The organism is Nocardiopsis halophila DSM 44494 (assembly GCF_000341245.1).
Lineage (GTDB): Bacteria > Actinomycetota > Actinomycetes > Streptosporangiales > Streptosporangiaceae > Nocardiopsis_A > Nocardiopsis_A halophila.
Genome location: NZ_ANAD01000259.1, coordinates 17,157 through 37,224 on the forward strand (window position 1 = coordinate 17,157; position 20,068 = coordinate 37,224).

The window sequence follows — 20,068 nt, forward strand, 5'->3', positions numbered from 1 at the left end:
CCGGCGGGTTCGCGGTCTGGGCACCGACCCTGACCACGCTAGGGGCGCGGGAGGGCCTCCGGCCTCGGCCGTGGAGCCGATTTCGGTGATGGCCGAAAGGAGGGGGCGCGGCGCGATCCGGAGCCTTGGGCGGGGTCCGGGCACCGACTTTCGTCGGTACCGCCCGACGGCGCGGGGGCGCGCGGAGGTCGGCGGCCGCCCATGAGGGGTCCTGTGCGCTGGGGCGGTGCGCGGCACCGACCTTCGTCGCCCCACGGGGAAACGCGCCCCACCAGGGCGAACGCGGCCCGTACGGGCACCTTAGACTCCGGGGTGTGTTCTACGGGGAGGGCGAGGAGCGGCGCCTGCGCGCCGCCTTCGGAGACGGACCGGTCCGGCTGTGGAAGTGGTGGTGGGAGCGCCGCCACCGGCTCGGCGACTGGTTCCTGGCCGTATGCGCCTTCCCCTGGAACGCGCTGTTCACCCTGGCACCCGGCTGGGGCCTGCTCAGCCCCGTGGCCACGTCGGTGCTCGTGCTGGACATGCCCGCCCCGCTCGAAGTCGCGGTCCTGGGCGCCCTGGCCCTGGCTCTGCCCGCCGCGGTCTCGCTCACCCTGCTGGTGCGCCGGTCCCGCCCGAACTGGCTGATGGGCCTGGCCCTGGTGCTCCTGGCGCTCTTCGGCAACCCCGTGCCCGGCATGCTCGGCCTGTACACCTACGCCTCCTGGTTCACCGACCGGCGGCGGCTCGCCCTGTGGAGCGCGCTGATGGTGGCGGCCGGCGCGGGCGCCTCCCTGGTGTCGCAGAACCGCATCGCGATGACGTTCTTCTTCCTCGTCATGGGCGTCGCCCTGCCGCTCACCCTGGGCCTGTGGGTGGGCACCCGCCGCCAGCTCATCGGCAACCTGCGCGAGCGCGCCGAGCGGCTGGAGCGCGAGCAGCACCTGCTGGCCGACCGGGCCATCAACGCCGAGCGCACCCGGATCGCCCGTGAGATGCACGACGTGGTGGCGCACCGGGTCAGCATGATGGTGCTGCAGGCCGGCGGACTGGAGGTGAACGCCCCCGACGAGCGCACCGCCGAGGTCGCCGGACTCATCCGTACCACCGGGCGCGAGGCGCTGGGGGAGCTGCGGGAGATCCTGGGCGTGCTGCGCGAGTCCACCGACGGGCCGGGGGAGGCGCCCACCGCTCCCCAGCCGGTCCTGTCCGACCTGGCCCGGCTGGTGGGGGAGTGGCGCTCGGCCGGCATGGGCGTGGAGCTGGTCACGGGGGGCCGTCCCCGGCCGCTGCCCGCCCAGGCCGAGCGGACCGCCTTCCGGGTCGTGCAGGAGGCCCTGACCAACGCCGGCCGGCACGCGCCCGGGGCCGGGGTGCAGGTCAGGGTCGACTACGGGGAGCACGACCTGGAGGTGGCGGTGTCCAACGAACCGCCCCCGACGCGCGCGCCGGGCGCGCCCGAGCCGCCGATGGGCGGGGGGTACGGCCTGGCGGGGCTGCGCGAGCGGATCGTGCTGGCCGAGGGGACGCTGACCGCTGGGCCCTTCCCGGACGGGGGCTGGCAGGTGCGGGCGGTGCTGCCGCTGACCGGGGGCGGCTGAGGCCGCCGCGGCCCCGGCCATGCGCTAGCGTCGCGCGTGGCAGGGGGAGCGCGCCGGGGCGCGGTGCCCGGGGGTGCAGGCAGTGACGGGGAAGGCGGCCGATGATCCGCACGGTGCTGGTCGACGACGAGCAGCTGGTCCGCTCGGGGCTGAAGATGATCCTGGAGGCGGCCGACGACATCGAGGTGGTCGGCGAGGCCTCGGACGGCGCCGAGGCGGTGCGCGTCGCCCGCGAGAGCGGGCCCGACGTCATGCTGCTGGACATCCGCATGCCCGGGGTGGACGGCCTGAGCGCGGCGGCCGAGCTGGCCCGGCTGCCCGTCCCGCCCCGCGTGGTGCTGCTGACCACCTTCGACCTGGACGAGTACGTGCACCAGGCGCTGCGCGCGGGGGCCGTGGGCTTCCTGCTCAAGGACACCCCGCCCCGCGACCTGATCGGGGCCGTGCGCACGGTGTACGAGGGCAACGCGATGCTGGCGCCGAGCGTGACCAAGCGGATGCTGGAGCGCTTCTCCGCCCCCGCCGCGCCGGCCGCCGACGAGGCCGGGAAGCGCCTGTCGGTGCTGAGCGAGCGCGAGCGCCACGTGCTGGTGGCCATCGCCCGGGGGATGTCCAACGCCGAGGCCGGCAAGGAGCTGGGCATGCGCGAGGCGACGGTCAAGGCGCACGTCAGCCGGATCCTGTCCAAGCTGGAGATGACCAACCGGGTCCAGGCGGCGATCCTGGCCCACGACGCCGGCTGGGCCTGAGCGGAGCACGCCGGGGCCCGCTCCTCGGGGTCAGTTCCGGGAGCGGGCGAGCGCCTTGCCCAGGTCGGACACCCCGGCCTCCAGCGGTCCCCGCCCCACCAGGCGGCGCCACAGGAACGCGCCGATGATCGAACCGATGAAGAAGAGCTCGGTCATGTTGTCGTCGGTCCAGCCGGCCAGTCCCACGTAGTCGTCGGGGATCCAGGCCTGCCAGGACATCGCCAGGGCGTGCAGCGCGTACACGGTCAGCGCCATCGCGCCCGTGGCGGTGAGGGGCTCCAGCAGCCGGGGCAGGCGCTCGGCGATGTGGAGGCACCCGGCCAGCACGCCCATGGCCACGCCCACGCCCCCGGCCACCTCGATGGTGGTGGAGGTGTGCGGCATGCTCGTCAGCAGCCACCGGGCGTCGTCGGTGGGGACGGAGCCGATGACCTCCTCGCGCGGGCCGAGGGCGCTGAGGAGCCCGTAGTCGTACCAGGCGTGCCAGGACACCCGGTAGGCGACGGCGGCCAGCAGCATCCCGCCCAGGGCGATGCGCAGCCGCACCACCGGTGAGCGCAGGTCCAGGCGGCCCACCGCGAGCCCGGCCAGCACCGCGCCCGTGCAGGCGAGTGCGGGGTAGTAGCCGTAGACGCCCAGTTCCAGCATCCCCTGGCCGACCAGCAGGTGGGCGGGGTCCCAGGCGTTCCAGGCGTCGGTGAAGGAGGCCATGGCGCCGCCGGTGTCGCGGGAGCGGCGGAGCAGGAAGAGCAGCTGCGGACCGGCGGCCAGGGCGAGGACGGCGGCGGTGGCGGCCCAGCGGGCGCCCATCCGCAGGAAGGGGACGGCCAGCAGGAAGTACAGGCCGTAGAAGGTGATGATCACCGTCAGGTTGGACCCGGCGGCGGTGACCACCAGGTGCAGGCACCAGCCGATGGCCATCAGGGCCAGGCCGCGCACCGCCACGCGGCCGGCGGTCGTGCGGGCGGGGCGGCCCCGGTGGGGGCGGGCACCGCCGGAGACCAGGGCGAGGGAGACCCCGGCCAGGAACGCGAACAGGATCGTGGAGCGGCCCCAGGCGTAGTTGAAGATGATGCTGGAGGCGGGCGAGTCGAACTCCAGGAACGGTGCGCCGAAGTGGATGACGAGCATGCCCGCGATGGCGATCCAGCGGGCGAGGTCGACCCCGGCCAGCCGCCCGGGGGACGCCCGGCGCACAGGTGGCGGCGGCTCCTCGTCGGGGGCGGCCGGCTCGGGGGCCTCGGCCACGCGCGGCACAGGCGCCCCGTCCGCCAGCGGCGGCCGGGTGAGCAGACCGTTCGTGGGGTGAGCGGGGTGGGACTGCGACATGATCCTCAGAAGAAGCGGGACGAGTGGTGCGAGAGCGGGGGTCTCGCGCTGAGCACTCAGTACTAGCACCGCACATCCGGTGGGCGCCAAGCGTGCTGAGCACAGGGGAGCACGCTCCGCCCTGACGCTGCCGCCGGTATCAGGAGGGATCCGCTGCCCGTCGCCTCTTCCCGGGGGCCTTTAGCGATCCATCGGGGCGAAATCGTCCACCCAGGCGTCGTCGTCCGGCGCCCAGTCGTAGCGGACCCCTCCGTACTCGTTCTGGGCGATGGAGTCGAGGCCTCCTCCGACCCAGCGGAGCGGCTGCGCCTCACTTCCGTGCTGGAATGTATGGTCCTCGCCGTTGACCACGGCTTCGATAGTGATCATCCCCTCGTACAGGTACCCGTTCGTCGAGTCGATCGCGACCAAGGCGGACTCGTAGTCCATTCCACTCAACGAAAGCGAGGCCGGCGGCATGGGGGAGACATCTCCGGAGTCGAGCATCTCCAATGTGGTGTCGCCCGTGGAAAGATCCACCGATATTATGTTGCCGTGGTCCCCGCCTGCGCCGTAAGCGCACTGGATGACGGTGCTCTCGTTGGGGCGCTCCGTTCGTGAGAACACCTCCACGTGCACATCCCTGATCGCAACGACGTCCGGCCGGCCTGAAATGACGGACACCAGTGTGTCGGAATTGAAGCGGTAGATCTCCGGGAGTTCTCCGAACCACTCTTCCCACTCGTCGCAGTGGTTCCACGGGTTCTCGTAGCTCGGGGGGTCCGGCAGCTCTTCGGGGGGTCCGGCGAAAAGGACGGTTGCGCTTCCGCCGTCCCCCATCCAGTCGAGGCTGATTCCGGCGAGGGACTCGAACTCGGTCGGCAGCTGCGTGATGCAGTGGACGTTGTTGTTGCTCCCCTGAGCGTTGCAGTCCCCGGTGACGGAGGCCGATGCAGGCGGGGACGGCGGGGAGGGCCGGGGAGGCGTTCCAGCCGTCGAAGGTGAGGCGCTTCCCTCCGCCGCCTCCCCTTCGGTCGTCTCGATGCCGGAACAGGAGGTGAGGGCGGACGCTGCGATGATCGCCACTGCTGCACCGTGTATTTTGTCCATGATCTGCCGATCTAGCCGGAGCAGTCTACTGGGGAGCGGGATTCTGTGGAGTCCCACAGGAGACTGAGTTGCCGGACCCGCCCTGCGCGTTGCAGTTTCCGTTCTGAATCCGGAGCGTGTTCGGGTCGTTCGGCGGTCTCGTGCAGGCGTAGAGGGTGGCTATGAGGGTGAGAACCGTTCCCATGGCGCCGATGGCGGTCCACCACTTGTGCTCCATGAGAAAAGAGACCAGCCCTCCACGAGGGCGGGCGTCCCGAGAATCAATGCCCTGCTTGTCTTCCTCGGAGGTCACACGCTCCCCTGTCTGGCGCTGTCGGTCAGGGTTATAGGTAAAGCCGGGAGCGGGGTTCCATGTAAGCACACACGTGTCCGTGATGTCAGGAGTTCACGGAAACGTGCGGTGCCGAGGGTGCCCCTGAGTGAAATGAGGGGGATGGTCAGAGGGGCCGCCCTGTGAGTACCGGCTGTCTGAGAAGGGGGAAGAGGCGTCCACTCTGGCAGTCTTCTTCTTCGCCTTCTCGTGTGGTTCCACCCGGGTGTGCGGACCGGGTGTGCGGAGCGGTCGTCCCGGCGTTCGCTCAGGTCACGGTCGGGTCGCGAAGAGGGGAGGGGGCGTTGACGTACCGGCTGGTCGGTTCCATCGTCGGTCCAGGTGCCGGGACGGCCCGCACCGTCCCGGTGCCGTTGGATCCCCCCAGCCGAGGAGGACCGGTATGGCCACCGACGACCCCCCGACCCCGTCCGCCGCGTCCGGGCTCGACGTTCCGCTGCGCACCCGCCGCATCGTGGCCGGCGCCGCCGCGGCCACCGCCACCGTCGAGTGGTACGAGTTCTTCGTCTTCAGCGTCGCCGCCGCCCTGGTGTTCGGTTCGCTGTTCTTCCCCGAGTTCAGCCCGGTCGCCGGGGTGCTCGCCTCGTTCGCGACCTTCGCGGTGGGCTTCCTGGCCCGGCCCCTGGGCGGCGTCGTCGGCGGCCACCTGGGCGACACCTACGGCCGCAAGCCGGTGCTGGTCTGGGCGCTGGTGGCGATGGGCGGTGCGACGACCGCCATCGGCCTGCTGCCCTCCTTCGAGACGATCGGCGTCGTCGCCCCCGTGCTGCTGGTGGTGCTCCGGCTGGTCCAGGGCATCGCCGTGGGCATGCAGTGGGGCGGGGCGGCGCTGCTGGCCACCGAGTACGCGCCCGAGGGGCGCCGCGGGCTGTACGGCAGCCTCGTCCAGATGGGGGTGCCGCTGGGCCTCGTCGCCGCCTACGGCGTGTACTTCGCGGTCAGCGCCGCCACCGGCGAGGGCTCGTTCCTCGCCTGGGGGTGGAGGATTCCCTTCCTGCTCGGGGTCCTGGTCCTGGTGCTGGCCTGGCTGATCCACCGCAACGTCGAGGAGACCCCCGACTTCCGCCGCGCCGCCGCCGAGCACCAGGTGGAGCGCCGCTCACCGCTGAGGGACGTCCTGCGCTCGCACAAGGCCACGGTGCTGCTGGCCGCCGGTAGCTTCGCGGTCAACACGGCGACGTTCTACATCCTCATCACCGGCATCCTGGACTACGCCACCCGCGAGCTGGGGATGGCCTATGAATCGGTGCTGGCCGTCGCGCTCGGGCTGAGCCTGTTCCAGCTGCCGCTGATGCCGATCGCCGCAGCGGTGTCCGACCGGATCGGGCGCATCCGGGTGTACACCTTCGGCATCGTCGGGCTGTGCCTGTGGGCGGTGCCGCTGTTCCTGCTGGTCGACACCGGCGACATCCTGGTCATGGCGGTCGGCATGTTCGTAGCCGGGGTGTTCCTGAGCATCATGTACGCCCCGCAGGCGGCCCTGTTCGCCGAGCTGTTCGCCGCCGAGGTGCGCTACACGGGGGCCTCGCTCGGCTACCAGATCGCCTCGGTCGTGGGCGGCGGCTTCGCCCCGTTCGCGATGGTGGCCCTCCTGAGCCTGGCGGGCACCTCGATGGCGGTCTCGGCCTACCTGATCGCCCTCGGGCTGATCGCCTTGGTCTCGGTCGCCTTCCTGGTCCGAGGCCGCCGAGCAAGAGAGGAGGCGGGAGCGGCCGGATAGCCGAGCCGACTCCTCCACACAGCCGATGTCTCGGACACGATCGCGCCCCGCCCGCCGCGTGCAGACGGGAGGCGGGGCGCTTTCGTGTCATTCGGAGTGGAAGTCGTTGGTCGCTCAGTCGTCCCCATCGGTGATGTGGGAGTGATCGGCGTGGGCAGGCGCACCCAACACGATGGCGGTGAAGGCCGCGGAGATGAAGGTCGCGGCGAGAAGTCAACGAAGCATGTCGTCCCCCGATATCCAGGGTGTGGGCCCCTGTGGGCCCGTCGCCACCGTACGGCCTACTCAGGGCGTCCCCGCTGTTCTGACGTGCCCGCTTCTGGCTCGGCCAAATGCGGTCGAGCGGGAATGCGCAATGAGATGTCCGTCCCTGTCGTGAACCTTCAGGCACAGGACGAAGGTGCCGTCCCAATGGTGTCGGCGTCGGCGGGCAGCGTGGCCCGGGCCCTATTTCTTAATTCTTAGGGCGGGATGGGGTGGGCTCACGCCGAACGCCAGCGGAAGCGGTCATCGGTGGCGGTGGTGGTGCACTGCATCAGTGTGCCGTCCTTGGTGTAGCCGTACTGCCAGTGCTCGTCGCAGTACGCCCCCGGGTGGACGCCCTGGACGCGGTCCTGGTCAGAGCCCCCGCCAGTGCCAGGCTGGTCGTCCTCGGTCTCGGGTACAGGCTCCGGCTCCGGCTCCGGCGGAGTCTCCTCTCCCTTCTTGGTCTCCTGAGGATCGGGCGTCTTCGGCTTCGGGGACTCCTCCTCTTCCTGCCTCTCTTCGTCCCCATCGTCAGCGGTGTCGCTCGGCGAGGGGGACGGAGAGGCCGAAGCTGAAGGAGACGGCGACGGAGAGGACGTCGCCTCGACCTCGGTGAGCTCTTCGCCGAAGATCACGTCGAGCATCAGGAGCCCGACCAGTGCGATCGCGATGCCATTGGTCACGAGGCCCGCGATCGCGAGGCCTGTGCCCTGTCGTTCGCGGCGCTGGGTCTGCTGGAGACCGATCGTCCCGAGGACGAGGCCGATGAACGGCGTTACTAGGAGCATGAAGCAGCCGGCCAGGCTGACGCAGCCGAGGACCAGGCTTGCGATCGCGGGCCCGCTCTTCGGTGCCGGACCCCGGGGAAGGTGTGATGGATACGGGGGTGGTGGGGGATATGGAGGATGTGCCATGTCGACTCCGAGGCGTTTGTGTGCTTCGAAGCCGAATCTACTCATTGACGCGGGAGGGGCGGACCATGCCCGTCGTCCTCGTCCGGGGTGAACACGAGGAAAGGACGCAGTCCATTTCCTAAAACGGGAGCCGAGGCTGCGCCCTGTCGACTCCAGCACTCGGTCGGCGCCCCCGTGGAGCCTCGCCCAGAGCGTGGAGGAACGGTCCCGGCAGCGCGGCGCCGACGGGGGCTCCGACCGCCCATGAGCGGATGGTCGTACAGGGGCGGGCCGGTTCGCCCGCCCCCTCGGTCACGGACGGGGGAGGCCGTTCTGGACCGCCGCCGGGCCGGGGCCGTCCGGGCGCAGTGCGCTCAGCAGGAGGTCGGCGTAGTGTTCGCCGATCTCGGTCGGGGCGAGTTCGCCTTCAGGGTGGTACCAGGTGCTCAGGTGGTGCACCGAGCCGAAGTAGAAGTCGACCACGATGTCGGCGGGCACCCGGTCGGTGAACACCCCCTCGCGCTGGCCCTCGGTGAGCAGCGAGCGGAACAGCTCGTGGTAGGTACGGCGCTGGGCCCGCACCTCGCGCTGCTTGCCCTCGCTGAGCTGGTGCAGGGACCGGAAGAAGATGGTCGCGTCGTCCAGGTTGGCGATGGTGGTCACCACGACGTCCGCCGCCGCCCGGCGCACGCGCTCGGTCACGGGCCCGCCCTCGGCGGCGATCGCCTCCAGGCGCTCCATCTGCATCCGCAGCACCCGGGCGTAGACCTCCGCCAGAAGGTCGTCCTTGGAATCGAAGTAGTGGTACATGGCGCCCTTGGTGACCCGGGCGGTCTCCACGATCTCCTGCACCGAGGTGCGGTCGAACCCCTTGTCGGCGAAGAGGCGGGTGGCCACCGCGAGGAGGCGCTGCGGGACCGGGTTGTCGGGGGAGGCGGCGGCGATCAGCGCTGTGTCGGGCGTGGTCGCGGTCGGCTTGGCCCGACCGCCGCGGGTACGCACGGCCACGGCTCGGCCTTTCTGTCGGGGCTGCACGGACGGCAGGTCCGTCGGGCTGGTGGGCCTGGGAAGGCTTGTGCACACAATAGACCGGTTGGACTGTTACCGGTCGGTCTCTTTCGTGGGATGCCTCACTGCGGCGTCGTGAACGCGGTGCGGACACGGTGTCCCTGCGGCCCCTCGGGCCCGGGCCTGAACCCGGGTCCGAGGGAGGTGCATCACCCGCTCAGGGCACGTAGCGCATGGCCGCGCGGCTCTCGTGGTGCAGGCGGTCCAGCGCCGTCACGTAGTAGGTTCGGCCGCCGTCGTCGTCCGGGGCGGTGAACACCGTCTCTCCCTCGTCCGACGCCCGCACGGTGCCGATCATGTTCCTCGGGTCCTTAAGGCCGCACCACCGGTCGTGCGGGTTCGGCTTTCCGTCGAACCCGTACACGGCGTAGTAGGTCGGCGAGGAGTGCCAGTGCGGTCGGACCGTCAGCTCGGTGCCGTCCTCGCCGGGCTCCGCGTCCACCACGCGCGGCCGCCATGGCGCGCGTCCGCCCAGGTCCTCCTTGACGGGCACCAGCGCCGGGCTCCCGTAGTGGTCCTCGACCACCCGGTCCATCGCTGCGCGCGCGTTGGTCTGCAACGACGTCGCGCTGAAGTACACGTCGCCCAGCACCTCGGGGTGCTCCCGGTTGAGGTCCAGGTGCCGGGAGAGCTCCTGCGGGTCGGACCACGCGCCGTCGTTGCCCGCCTTGTAGGCGGCCTGCCCGATGTACAGGTGCACGCCGGTGCCCTCGACCGTCTCGGCCCACCACGGCACCAGCACCGCGTAGTCGGCCACCGACAGCCCGATCTCCCAGTACACCTGCGGGTTGATGTAGTCCACCCACCCTTCGCGCACCCACCGCCGGCTGTCGGCGTAGATGCCGCTGTAGGACTCGAACCCGGAGGTGTCCGAGCCCTCAGGGTCGCTGGAGGCGTTCCGCCAGATCCCGAACGGGCTGATACCGAACTTCACGTGCGGCTTGGCCGCGTGCACGGCCTGGTCCATCTCCTTGACCAGCAGGTCGACGTTGTCCCGCCGCCAGTCCTCGATGTCGTCGAAGCCGCGCCCGTGCTCGGCGAAGGTGTCGGTGTCGGGGAGCTCCTGCCCGCCGGAGGGGTAGGGGTAGAAGTAGTCGTCGAAGTGCACGCCGTCCAGGTCGTAGTTCTCGACGGCGTCCATCATCGCCTCGACCACGAACTCGCGGACCTCGGGCACGCCCGGGTCGTAGTAGAGCCGTCCGCCGTAGGAGAAGACCCAGTCGGGGTTCTCCCGCGCCGGGTGGTCCCCGGTCAGCCGCCCGGGGTCGTCGTGCATGGCCACCCGGTAGGGGTTGAACCAGCCGTGGAACTCCAGGTTGCGCTCGTGCGCCTCCTCGACGGCGTAGGCCAGCGGGTCGTAGCCGGGGTCGCGGCCCTGCTCCCCGGTGAGCCATTCGGACCACGGCTCGTGCGGGGAGGGCCAGAAGGCGTCGGCGGTGGGCCGGATCTGCACGAACACCGCGTTGAGGCCGTCGGCCTGCGCCTGGTCGTAGAGCGCGTCCAGCTCCCGGCGCTGCTCGTCCGGGCTGAGCCCGGGCTCGCTGGGCCAGTCGATGTTGACCACGCTGGCGATCCATTCGGCGCGCATCTGGCGCTTGGGCGGTGCGTCGGCCGCCGTCGGGCACCCGCCCTCGGGCGGGCCGGGGGAGGCCGACGCCGACGGCGCGGCCAGGAGCGGGGCGGCCAGGAGGGCGGCGAGGGTGCCGCACAGTGCGGCGGTTCGGGGGATTCGGGGGAGGGGGACCGCGGCCGTGTCGCGGGGCGACGGGCGCTCGGTCCGGTCGGGGCGGGCCAAGGGGGCTCCTTCCGCTCAACGTTATGTGCAGAGTGTAGTCAATTGACCACACGCCGCGTGTGACGCCGTGCGCCGCGCCCGCGCTCCCGGCGCCCGCCGGGCGGCGGGGCGCGCCCTCGGGTCTCCCCGTGCAAGGGGGACAGAAGGAAACCTTCACGATCCGAGCCCCGAACGCAATCCTCCTTCCGGCGGGTCGGGGCGCACGGGGCGGAGGGGGCGGCGGCGATCACAGACCAAGTGGTATGTTGGTTCGCCGACCGCCCACCCCCGAGCGAGGAGCACGCGTGGACGACCGCGGCACGCCCCCACCAGGACTCGACCCCGAACGCCTCCGCGCCCACCTGGACGCCGAGCGCCCGGGACTGGCCGTCGGGCCGCTGACCGCCCGGCTCATCGCCGGGGGCCGCTCCAACCTCACCTACGAGGTGACCGACGGCGCCCGCCGCTTCGTGGTGCGCCGCCCCCCGCTGGGCCACGTCCTGCCCACCGCCCACGACATGGCGCGCGAGCACCGCGTGGTCAGCGCCCTGGCCCCCACCCCCGTGCCGGTCCCGCGCACCGAGCTGCTGTGCACCGACACCGACGTCCTCGGCGCGCCGTTCTACGTCATGGAGTACGTCGAGGGCACCCCCTACCGCACCGCCGAGCAGCTGTCCGCCCTCGGACCCGACCGCACCCGGGCGGTCGTGCTGCAGCTGGTCGACACCCTGGTGGACCTGCACGCCGTGGACCCGGAAGCGGTGGGCCTGGCGGACTTCGGCCGCCCGGAGGGCTTCCTGGAGCGCCAGGTGCGCCGCTGGGGCAAGCAGCTGGACGCCTCCCGCAGCCGCGACCTGCCCGGCGTCGACGAGCTGCGCCAGGGCCTGGCCGGGCGCATCCCCGCCTCGCCCGCCCCCACCGTGGTGCACGGCGACTACCGGCTGGACAACGTCCTGGTCGCCCCCGAGGGCGGCGCCGACCGGATCACCGCCGTGCTCGACTGGGAGATGTCCACCCTCGGCGACCCGCTGACCGACCTGGCCCTGATCGCCGTCTACAGCGGGGCCGAGCTGGCCGAGATCCCCGGGGTGGCCGACGCCGCCGGCGCCGAGGGCTTCCCCGGCGTCGAGGAGCTGGTGGCCCGCTACGCCGACCGCTCCGGGCGCGACCTGTCGGACTTCGACTGGTACGTCTCCTTCGCCTACTTCAAGCTGGCGGTGATCCTGGAGGGCATCCACTACCGCTACACCCAGGGCAAGACCGTCGGAGGGGACTTCGCCACCATCGGCGAGGCCGTCCCCGGCCTGGTCGGCGCCGGGCTCAAGCGCCTGGCCGCGGACTGACCACCCGCACCCCGCCCGCGCCGGCCCCCGCGTCCGCGCCGCCCAGGCGGTCGCGGCCGTGCGGGGCGGCGAAGTCGGGCCGCGGCCCGGCCGGCACGATCCGCTTCGGGTTCAGCGCCCCGTGGGTGGTGTAGTAGTGCCGCCGGATGTGGTCGAAATCGGTGGTGGAGGCGAACGCCGGCACCGCGTACAGGTCGCGGGCATAGGCCCACAGGTTCGGGTAGTCCTGCAGCCGCCGCAGGTTGCACTTGAAATGGGTGCCGTAGACGGTGTCGAAGCGGGCCAGGGTGGGCCACAGCCGCACATCGGCGATGGTGATCCGGTCGCCGGCCAGGTAGCGGCGGGGCGCCCGCCGCTCCCCCCNCGAGCGCCTCGAACAGGTCGGCCGCCGCCTCGTCGTAGGCCTTCTGGGAGGGCGCGAAGCCGCACCGGTACACCCCGTTGTTCACCGCGGTGTACAGGTGGCGGTTGAGCGCGTCGATCTCCTCGCGCAGGTGCGCCGGGTACAGCTCGACGCGGTCGCGCGCCCAGGCGTTGAAGCACGCGTTCAGGTCCAGGGGGATGTCCTCGAACCGGTTGGAGACGATGCGCCGCGTGTCGGTGTCCCACAGCACCGGCACCGACACGTGGCCCTCGTACCCCGGCTCGGTCCACTCGTACAGCTCGCGCAGCAGGGCGATGTGGCCCACCTCGTCGGGCCCGTGCCCCGGCCCCTCGCGGAACGCCCACCCGCGGCCGTCCCGGACCGGGTCGACGACCGCGACCGAAACCGCCTCCTCCAGCCCCTTGAGCGCCCGCACGATGAGCGCGCGGTGCGCCCAGGGGCAGGCGTAGGAGACGTACAGCCGGTAGCGCCCGGCCTCGGCGGGGAAGCGCTCGGAGCCGATCCGCCCTCCGAAGCGGTAGGCAGGGCGCTCGAAGGCCGCGCCCTTGGGCCTGGTCATGGAGGTTCCGTAGTCGCCGTAGCGGTCGAAGTCGACGGGGGTGGCGGTGGTGACGGTCGTCATGGTGGTCCTCCCCGGGGAGCTCCCTGCGCCGCCCGGTGGCCGGCACCGGTGCGCGCGCCAGTCCCTCCATACCCGCCCTCCGCTGCGGTGACGCGACCGGGCGGCCAGGTCCCGGCCCGCGTGGGCCCCGACCGGGCCGCGGTTCATATACCGGTCGGTAGCTCGATACGCTGCTGTCCGTTCTGACATGGTCTTACCGCGCTCATCAGCGCGTACGGAGGTGCCCATTCATGTCCCGCTCGGCACTGGTCACCGGCGGCAGCCGGGGGATCGGCCTGGCCATCGCCCGTGAGCTCGCCGCCGCCGGGGACGACGTCGCCGTGACCTACCGGTCCGGCGAGCCGCCGGAAGGGCTGCTCGGCGTCCCCTGCGACATCACCGACACCGCCCGGGTCGACGCGGCGTTCAAGCGCGTCGAAGAGGAGCAGGGGCCGGTCGAGGTGCTGGTGGCCAACGCCGGCATCACCAAGGACCAGCTGCTCGCCCTGATGAGCGAGGACGACTTCTCCTCGGTCCTGGAGACCAACCTGACCGGCACCTTCCGGGTCGCCAAGCGCGCCGTGCGCGGCATGATGCGCAAGCGCACCGGCCGGATCGTCCTCATCTCCTCGGTCGTGGGCATGCTCGGCTCGGGCGGGCAGGCCAACTACGCCGCCTCCAAGGCCGGGCTCATCGGCTTCGGCCGGTCGCTGGCCCGCGAGCTCGGCTCGCGCAACATCACGGTCAACGTGGTCGCCCCCGGCTTCATCGAGACCGACATGACGGCCGCCCTGCCCGAGGACCGCCAGGCCGAGATCAAGAAGAACGTCCCGCTGGGCCGCTACGGCACCACCGAGGAGATCGCCAAGACGGTCCGCTTCCTGGCCTCCGAGGACGCCGCCTACATCACCGGCGCGGTCGTCCCGGTCGACGGCGGACTGGGCATGGGCCACTGACACGGGCCCACCGGGCGCCCCCGGCCCCACGCACGAACAGCTGACAAGGACACTCATGGGAATTCTCGAAGGCAAGCGCATCCTGGTCACCGGGGTGATCACCGACTCCTCGATCGCCTACCACGTCGCCCGCCTGTGCCAGGAGCAGGGTGCCACCGTCGTGCTCACCGGCTACGGCCGGCTGAGCCTGGTCGAGCGCATCGCCCAGCGCCTGCCCGACGCGCCGCCGGTGCTGGAGCTCGACGTCACCGACGAGGACCACCTGGCCAGCCTCGCCGACCGGGTGCGCGAGCACGTGGACGGCATCGACGGCGTCGTGCACGCCATCGGCTTCACCCCCCAGGGCGGGCTGGGCGGCAACTTCCTCAACACCGCCTGGGAGGACGTGGCCGCCGCCATGCACACCTCCGCCTTCTCCCTCAAGGCGCTCACCACCGCGGTGCTGCCGCTGATGAAGGACGGCGGCTCCGTGGTCGCCATGGACTTCGACAACAGCGTGTCCTACCCCATCTACGACTGGATGGGCGTGGCCAAGTCGGCGCTCACCTCCACCGCCCGCTACCTGGCCCGCTACCTGGGCGAGCACAATGTGCGGGTGAACCTGGTCTCGGCCGGTCCGCTGCGCACCATGGCCGCGCGCAGCATCCCCGGCTTCGACGAGCTCGCCTCGCACTGGCCCGAGCGCGCTCCGCTGGGCTGGGACACCGCCGACCCCGAGCCGGCCGCCCGCGCCGTGGTGGGCCTGCTCTCGGACTGGTTCCCCGCCACCACCGGCGAGACCGTCCACGTCGACGGCGGGTTCCACTCCACCGGCGCCTGACAGCCCGCACTAGCCTGGAGACGATGACGATGTGCGCGCGGTGGGCGCCCCTCGCCGGAGGGGCGCCCACCGCGCGTTCGAGGGAGGGGGACAGATGGATCTGGGACTCAAGGGCGCCCGTGCCGTGGTGACCGGCGCCAGCCGGGGCATCGGCCGCGCCATCGCCGACGTCCTCGCCGGGGAGGGCGCCGACCTGGCGGTGTGCGCGCGCTCGGCCGGGCCCCTGGCCGAGGCGGCCGACGAGCTGCGCGCCACCGGCGCCACCGTGGTCGACCAGGCCCTGGACGTGACCGACGCCGACGCCCTGCGCGCCTTCCTGGACCGGGCGGCCGACGAGCTCGGCGGGATCGACGTGCTGGTGTCCAACGTGTCGGCGGGCGGGTCGGCCGACTGGCAGGCCGGCTTCGCCACCGACGTGATGCCGTTCGTGACCATGGCCGAGCACGCCCGGCCCCACCTGGCCGCCTCCGAGCGCGGCGGGTCGATCGTGCTGGTCTCCACCACCTCGGCCCTGCACGCCGGTCCGCCCTCGGGGCCCAACGCCTACGGCGCCCTCAAGGCGGCGCTCAACCACCACGCGGCCGCGCTCGCGCGCACGCTGCCCGCCGAGGGCATCCGGGTCAACACGGTCTCCCCGGGGCCCGTCGAGTTCCCGGGCGGCAGCTGGGACCGGCGCAAGGAGCGCACCCCCGACTTCTATGAGTCGATCCGCTCCTCCATCCCCGCCGGGCGCCTGGGGCGGCCCGAGGAGGTGGCGCGCGCGGTGGCCTTCCTGGCCGCTCCGGCGTCCTCCTTCACCACCGGCGCCAACCTGGTGGTGGACGGCGGGTTCGTGGACCGGGTGTGAGCCCGGGCGCGGCCGCCCCGCCCCCGTGCGGAACCGGGGGCGGCCGCGCCCCGGCCGGTCAGGCGAGCCCCAGCTCCTGGGCCGCCCACGCGCGGAGCTCGACCTTGCGGACTTTGCCGCTGACGGTCATGGGGAAGGACTCCACGGCCCGCACATGGCGCGGGATCTTGTAGTGGGCCAGCCGCCCCTCGCAGAAGGCGGCGAGCTCTTCGCGCGAGGGCGGGTCGGCGGGGTCGGCCGGCAGCACGCACGCCAGCAGCTCCTCGCCGTACGTGGCGTCGGGCACGCCCACCACCTGCACATCGGCCACCTTGGGGTGGGTGTGCAGGAACTCCTCGACCTCCCGCGGGTAGACGTTCTCCCCGCCGCGGATCACCATGTCCTTGATCCGCCCGACGATGGAGACGTAGCCGTCCTCGCGCATCACCGCCAGGTCGCCGGTGTGCATCCAGCGGGCCGCGTCGATCACCTCGGCGGTGCGCTCGGGCTCGTCCCAGTAGCCCAGCATCACCGAGTAGCCGCGGGTGCACAGCTCCCCGGCCTCGCCGCGCGGCACCACGGTCCCGGTGGCCGGGTCCACCACCTTGACCTCCACGTGCGGCATCACCCGGCCCACGGTGGCGGTGCGCCGCTCCAGGTCGTCGTCGACCCGCGTCTGGGTGGACACCGGCGAGGTCTCGGTCATCCCGTAGCAGATCGCCACCTGGGACATGCGCATCTCCGCGACCACCCGCTTCATGATCTCCACCGGGCACGGCGAGCCGGCCATGATGCCGGTGCGCAGGCTCGACAGGTCGTAGGAGGCGAAGTCGGGCAGCCCCAGCTCGGCGACGAACATGGTCGGCACCCCGTAGAGCGAGGTGGCGCGCTCGGCCGCGACCGCGGCCAGGGCCGCGGCCGGGTCGAAGGCCGGGGACGGGATGACGGTGCAGGCCCCGTGGGTGGTCGCCGCCAGGTTGCCCATCACCATGCCGAAGCAGTGGTAGAAGGGCACCGGCAGGCAGATCCGGTCCTGCTCGGTGTAGCCGAGCAGCTCGCCGACGAAGAAGCCGTTGTTGACGATGTTGTGGTGGGACAGCGTCGCGCCCTTGGGGAAGCCCGTCGTCCCGGAGGTGTACTGGATGTTGATCGGGTCGTCGGCCGACAGCAGCGCGGACCGCTCGGCCAGCTCGGCGCCGCTCACCCGCTCGGCCCCGGCGAGCAGCCGGTCCCAGGAGGCGTCGTCGAAGAAGACCGTCTCGCGCAGCGCCGGCGCCGCGGCCCGCGCCTGCTCGGCCATCCGCCGGTAGTCGCTGCCCTTGTGCTCCTGGGCGGCGATGAGCATCCGGATCCCGGCCTGCCCGAGCACGTACTCCAGCTCCGAGGCGCGGTAGGCGGGGTTGATGTTGACCAGCACGGCGCCGATCCGGGCCGTGGCGTACTGCACCAGCGTCCACTCGGCCCGGTTGGGCGACCAGATGCCCACCCGCTCGCCCTTGGCGACCCCGGCGGCCATCAGGGCGCGCGCCGCCCGGTCGACCTCGGCGCCGAACTCGGCGTAGGTCCACCGCAGCCCGGCGGCGACGTCCACCACCGCCTCCCGGTCCGGGTGGGCGGCCACGGCGCGGTCGAGGCTCTCCCCGACGGTGTCGCCCAGCAGGGGGGTCTGCGAGGGACCGCAGGCGTAGGACTTCGACATGGGGCCTCCTTGGACACGTTCGCCGCACCACGATCGTGCGCCATGTGAGGCGGGTCTCAGTACCCCCGAACGGGGGTAGGCCCGGGGCCCTTTGCGCACCGGCGGGCGATCGTGTTGCATGTGACCCGCCTCTCGACCATCCCCGGGGCGGGGAGACCCCTTGGAGCGCGCCATGAGGTCCCACACCGACCGCGACGCCACCACCGAGATCGGCTCCGCCCTGCCCGGCCTGCGCCGGGCCAGCGGGCTACCGGTGGTCTTCGGCGGCGCGGTGCGCGCCACCGGCCGGGTGCACTACACCGAGCTCTTCGGGGCGGGCACCGAGGCCATCCGCGGCCTGGTCGTGCTCCAGGGGCGCGGCCTGGGCGGCAAGGCGGTGTCGATGCGGCGGCCGCTGTGGGTGCCCGACTACCTGGAGGCCGAGCAGATCAGCCACGAGTACGACGAGGCCGTGCGGGCCGAGGGGCTCAAGGCGCTGGTGGCGACCCCCATCGTGGTGGGCGGGCGCGAACGCGGGGTGCTTCTCGGCGGTCTGCGCCGGTCGCTGGCCCTGGGGGACCGGACGGTGGCCGCCTTCGAGGCGGCCGCGCGGGAGGCGGGCCAGCGTATCGCCGTGCGGGACGAGGCGCGCCGCCGCGAGGCCGAGGCCCGGCGCGCGCAGGCCGCCGCGGAGGAGCCCGGCCCGGCCTCGCCGCGCTGGTCCGAGGTGCGGGCGCTCAACGCCGAACTGCGGTCGCTGGCGGCCGACGTGGAGGACGGGGCGCTGCGCGGACGGCTGCTGGAGGTGTGCGCCCGCATGGACGCCGCGGCCCAGGCCCGCATTCGCCCGGACGCCCCGCGCCTGGCCCCCAGGGAGGTCGAGGTCCTGGGGTGCGTGGCCGAGGGCGGCACCAATGCCGACACCGCCGCCCGCCTGGGCCTGCGGCCGGAGACGGTCAAGGCCTACCTCCGCTCGGCCATGCGCCGCCTGGGAGCGCACACCCGCCTGGAGGCCGTGAGCGCGGCCCGGAGGTACGGCCTCCTCCCGTAAGGGTGCCACCTGCGGCCGCGGTCCCGCCCATAGAGTGGCGGCACGGTCGACCGACGCCGGTGCCGGGTGGCCTTCCGGTGCGCGGTCCGGGGGCTGGGAAAGGTGGGACGGGCGGTGGCCGGAGGGCAGGCGGCGATGGAGCAGGCCGACGTCGTGATCGTGGGGGCGGGGCTGTCGGGAATGGCCGCCGCGCGGCGGCTGGAGGAGGCCGGGGTCGAATCGGTCGTCCTGCTCGACGGGCGGGACGCCCCGGGAGGGCGGGCGCTGCTGCCCGACCCCGGGGTGGACGCGGTCTCGCCCGGATCCTTCTTCACGAGCACCCATGGCGCCGCGCTGACCGGGCTCGCCGGGGATCTGGGGGTCGAACTCGGCGAGGTGGAGTGCGACACCGCCCTGGACGACCTGCGGATGGACGAGGACGGCGAGATCTGGGCGAGCGAGGAGAACGTCCCGCGCGCCGCCTCCTGGTGGACTCGCGTGCGCGACGAGTGGATCCTGTCCCGGCTGTCCCGGCTGGCCAAGGGGATCGACTTCGCCGAGCCGTGGCGGTCGGAGCAGGCCGAGGAGCTGGACGCGCAGTCGGTGCGCGGGTGGCTGGGCTCCCACACCTTCGACCCCGAGTCGCTCACCTTCATCGAGGAGCAGCTGATCGCCGAGGCGGGGCTGCCCGCCGACCGGATCAGCCTGCTGTGGCTGCTGGCGCACATCGGCCCCTGGCCGATCGACGACGCGGCCGTCCGCCGACTGGACGCCCAGGCCCTGGTCGACGCCCTGTCCGACCGCTGCTCAGGGCGCATCCGGACCGGCCGCCACGTGGAACGGATCGAGCACGGCGCGGACGGTGCCCGGGTGCACGGCCCCTGGGGCGCGATCGGCGCGCGCCGGGTGGTCCTGGCGCTGTGCCCGACCGATGCCGGGCGGATCGGGATCGACCCGCTGCCGCCGAGCCGGCGCCGCCTGCAGCGGCAGTGGCCGCAGGCCGACGTCATCCGCACCGAGCTCGTCTACCAGCGGCCGTTCTGGAGGAACGTGGGGCTCTCCGGGCAGGTGCACTTCGAGTCCGGGATCCCCGCCTTCGTCTTCGACGACAGCCCGGACGACTCCGACCGCGGGCGGCTGATCGCGCACACCTACACCTTCGGCGAGGGCGACCCGCTCGGCGCCGACCTGGCGGTCACCGACTCCCCGGCCCGGCACCGCGCGATGCTCCTGGACAACCTGGGGCGGGCGCTGGGGCCGCTGGCCGCCGAGCCGCTGGCCGTGGTCCAGGCCGGAGCCCAGGCCGACCCCTACAGTCGGGCGTACCAGTCGCCGGCCTTCCCCGGCCTGCTCACCGAGTTCGGACCGCAACTGCGCACGCCGGTCGGCCCGCTCCACTGGGCGGGCACCGAGACGGCGGAGTTCCCTTTCAGCGGCACCCTGAACGGCGCCCTGACCAGCGGCCGCCGCGCCGCCGAAGAGGTCCTGCGGGAACTGTGAGCCCTGGCGCGGTCCGGTCGGCGGTGGCCGCCTTCGGTGACTCAGGACGCCTTGGAGAGGGAACCGTCCTCGTCGTCCCCGCCCGACTCCCGCTTGCCGGTGCGGGTCTGGTGGCGACGGGCCCGGTAGTGGGCCTGGAGGCGGCGCATG

General features: G+C 72.6%; 16 protein-coding genes and 1 pseudogene. 9 read left to right on the top strand and 8 right to left on the bottom strand.

Translation table 11 applies throughout. The features are described 5' to 3' along the window. The first annotated feature begins 314 nt into the window (after positions 1-314). Positions 315-1,580 carry a sensor histidine kinase gene (locus D450_RS0127785; RefSeq protein ID WP_017541897.1) on the top strand — a complete coding sequence of 422 codons (1,266 nt, stop codon included), beginning with the start codon at positions 315-317 and terminating at the stop codon, positions 1,578-1,580. 101 nt (positions 1,581-1,681) lie between these two features. Further along, a complete protein-coding gene (locus tag D450_RS0127790) occupies positions 1,682-2,329 on the top strand; it encodes a response regulator (RefSeq protein ID WP_017541898.1) in 648 nt (215 codons plus the stop codon). A 30-nt stretch (positions 2,330-2,359) separates the two neighbouring features. On the opposite strand, the gene D450_RS31505 is transcribed toward D450_RS0127790, so the two are convergent. Both D450_RS31505 and D450_RS0127800 read right to left on the bottom strand, forming a co-directional pair. After that, positions 2,360-3,658, bottom strand: coding sequence for a heparan-alpha-glucosaminide N-acetyltransferase domain-containing protein (locus D450_RS31505; protein WP_017541899.1), 1,299 nt, complete (start codon positions 3,656-3,658; stop codon positions 2,360-2,362). A 180-nt stretch (positions 3,659-3,838) separates the two neighbouring features. Next, on the bottom strand, positions 3,839-4,723 hold the full coding sequence (locus D450_RS0127800; RefSeq protein WP_017541900.1) for a hypothetical protein: 885 nt from the start codon (positions 4,721-4,723) through the stop codon (positions 3,839-3,841). Between the two features lie 737 nt (positions 4,724-5,460). Here D450_RS0127800 and D450_RS0127805 point away from each other — a divergent pair. Beyond that, on the top strand, positions 5,461-6,798 hold the full coding sequence (locus D450_RS0127805; RefSeq protein ID WP_017541901.1) for an MFS transporter: 1,338 nt from the start codon (positions 5,461-5,463) through the stop codon (positions 6,796-6,798). A gap of 482 nt (positions 6,799-7,280) precedes the next feature. Here D450_RS0127805 and D450_RS35520 read toward each other — a convergent pair whose 3' ends face one another. The 3 genes from D450_RS35520 to D450_RS0127820 all read right to left on the bottom strand — a co-directional run bounded on the left by D450_RS35520 (position 7,281) and on the right by D450_RS0127820 (position 10,800). Then, positions 7,281-8,003 (bottom strand): DUF4190 domain-containing protein, encoded by a 723-nt coding sequence (locus D450_RS35520; RefSeq protein WP_083932820.1) that lies wholly within the window; start codon positions 8,001-8,003, stop codon positions 7,281-7,283. Positions 8,004-8,249: 246 nt separating this feature from the next. After that, a complete protein-coding gene (locus D450_RS0127815) occupies positions 8,250-8,945 on the bottom strand; it encodes a TetR/AcrR family transcriptional regulator (protein WP_017541902.1) in 696 nt (231 codons plus the stop codon). 217 nt (positions 8,946-9,162) lie between these two features. Next, a complete protein-coding gene (locus D450_RS0127820; RefSeq protein WP_017541903.1) occupies positions 9,163-10,800 on the bottom strand; it encodes a glycoside hydrolase family 10 protein in 1,638 nt (545 codons plus the stop codon). Positions 10,801-11,084: 284 nt separating this feature from the next. On the opposite strand from D450_RS0127820, the gene D450_RS0127825 reads away from it, so the two are divergent. Beyond that, on the top strand, positions 11,085-12,122 hold the full coding sequence (locus D450_RS0127825) for a phosphotransferase family protein (protein WP_017541904.1): 1,038 nt from the start codon (positions 11,085-11,087) through the stop codon (positions 12,120-12,122). On the opposite strand, the gene D450_RS35065 is transcribed toward D450_RS0127825, so the two are convergent. Together D450_RS35065 and D450_RS35525 are read right to left on the bottom strand one after the other, a co-directional pair. Further along, a complete protein-coding gene (locus tag D450_RS35065) occupies positions 12,100-12,426 on the bottom strand; it encodes a glutathione S-transferase family protein (protein WP_017541905.1) in 327 nt (108 codons plus the stop codon). The genes D450_RS0127825 and D450_RS35065 overlap by 23 nt on opposite strands. Before the next feature lie 337 nt (positions 12,427-12,763). Further along, positions 12,764-13,357, bottom strand: a pseudogene (locus D450_RS35525) (hypothetical protein); the annotation flags it as partial. Positions 13,358-13,359: 2 nt separating this feature from the next. Here D450_RS35525 and fabG point away from each other — a divergent pair. The 3 genes from fabG (at position 13,360) to D450_RS0127850 (ending at position 15,731) form a co-directional block, all read left to right on the top strand. Continuing rightward, complete coding sequence (gene fabG / locus D450_RS0127840; RefSeq protein WP_017541907.1) at positions 13,360-14,064, top strand: 3-oxoacyl-[acyl-carrier-protein] reductase; 705 nt, start codon at positions 13,360-13,362, stop codon at positions 14,062-14,064. 55 nt (positions 14,065-14,119) lie between these two features. After that, positions 14,120-14,884 carry an enoyl-ACP reductase FabI gene (fabI, locus tag D450_RS0127845; RefSeq protein ID WP_017541908.1) on the top strand — a complete coding sequence of 255 codons (765 nt, stop codon included), beginning with the start codon at positions 14,120-14,122 and terminating at the stop codon, positions 14,882-14,884. Between the two features lie 94 nt (positions 14,885-14,978). After that, positions 14,979-15,731 carry an SDR family NAD(P)-dependent oxidoreductase gene (locus D450_RS0127850; RefSeq protein WP_017541909.1) on the top strand — a complete coding sequence of 251 codons (753 nt, stop codon included), beginning with the start codon at positions 14,979-14,981 and terminating at the stop codon, positions 15,729-15,731. Positions 15,732-15,789: 58 nt separating this feature from the next. Here D450_RS0127850 and D450_RS0127855 read toward each other — a convergent pair whose 3' ends face one another. After that, the gene (locus tag D450_RS0127855) at positions 15,790-17,409 is read right to left on the bottom strand and encodes an AMP-binding protein (protein ID WP_017541910.1); all 1,620 of its coding nucleotides are present in this window, start codon (positions 17,407-17,409) and stop codon (positions 15,790-15,792) included. 172 nt (positions 17,410-17,581) lie between these two features. Between D450_RS0127855 and D450_RS0127860 the strand changes: the two genes are divergently transcribed. Both D450_RS0127860 and D450_RS0127865 read left to right on the top strand, forming a co-directional pair. Next, entirely contained in the window at positions 17,582-18,439 is an 858-nt protein-coding gene (locus D450_RS0127860; RefSeq protein WP_017541911.1) for a helix-turn-helix domain-containing protein, read from the top strand. Between the two features lie 114 nt (positions 18,440-18,553). Continuing rightward, complete coding sequence (locus D450_RS0127865; RefSeq protein WP_241483300.1) at positions 18,554-19,918, top strand: flavin monoamine oxidase family protein; 1,365 nt, start codon at positions 18,554-18,556, stop codon at positions 19,916-19,918. The last annotated feature ends 150 nt before the right edge of the window (positions 19,919-20,068 follow it).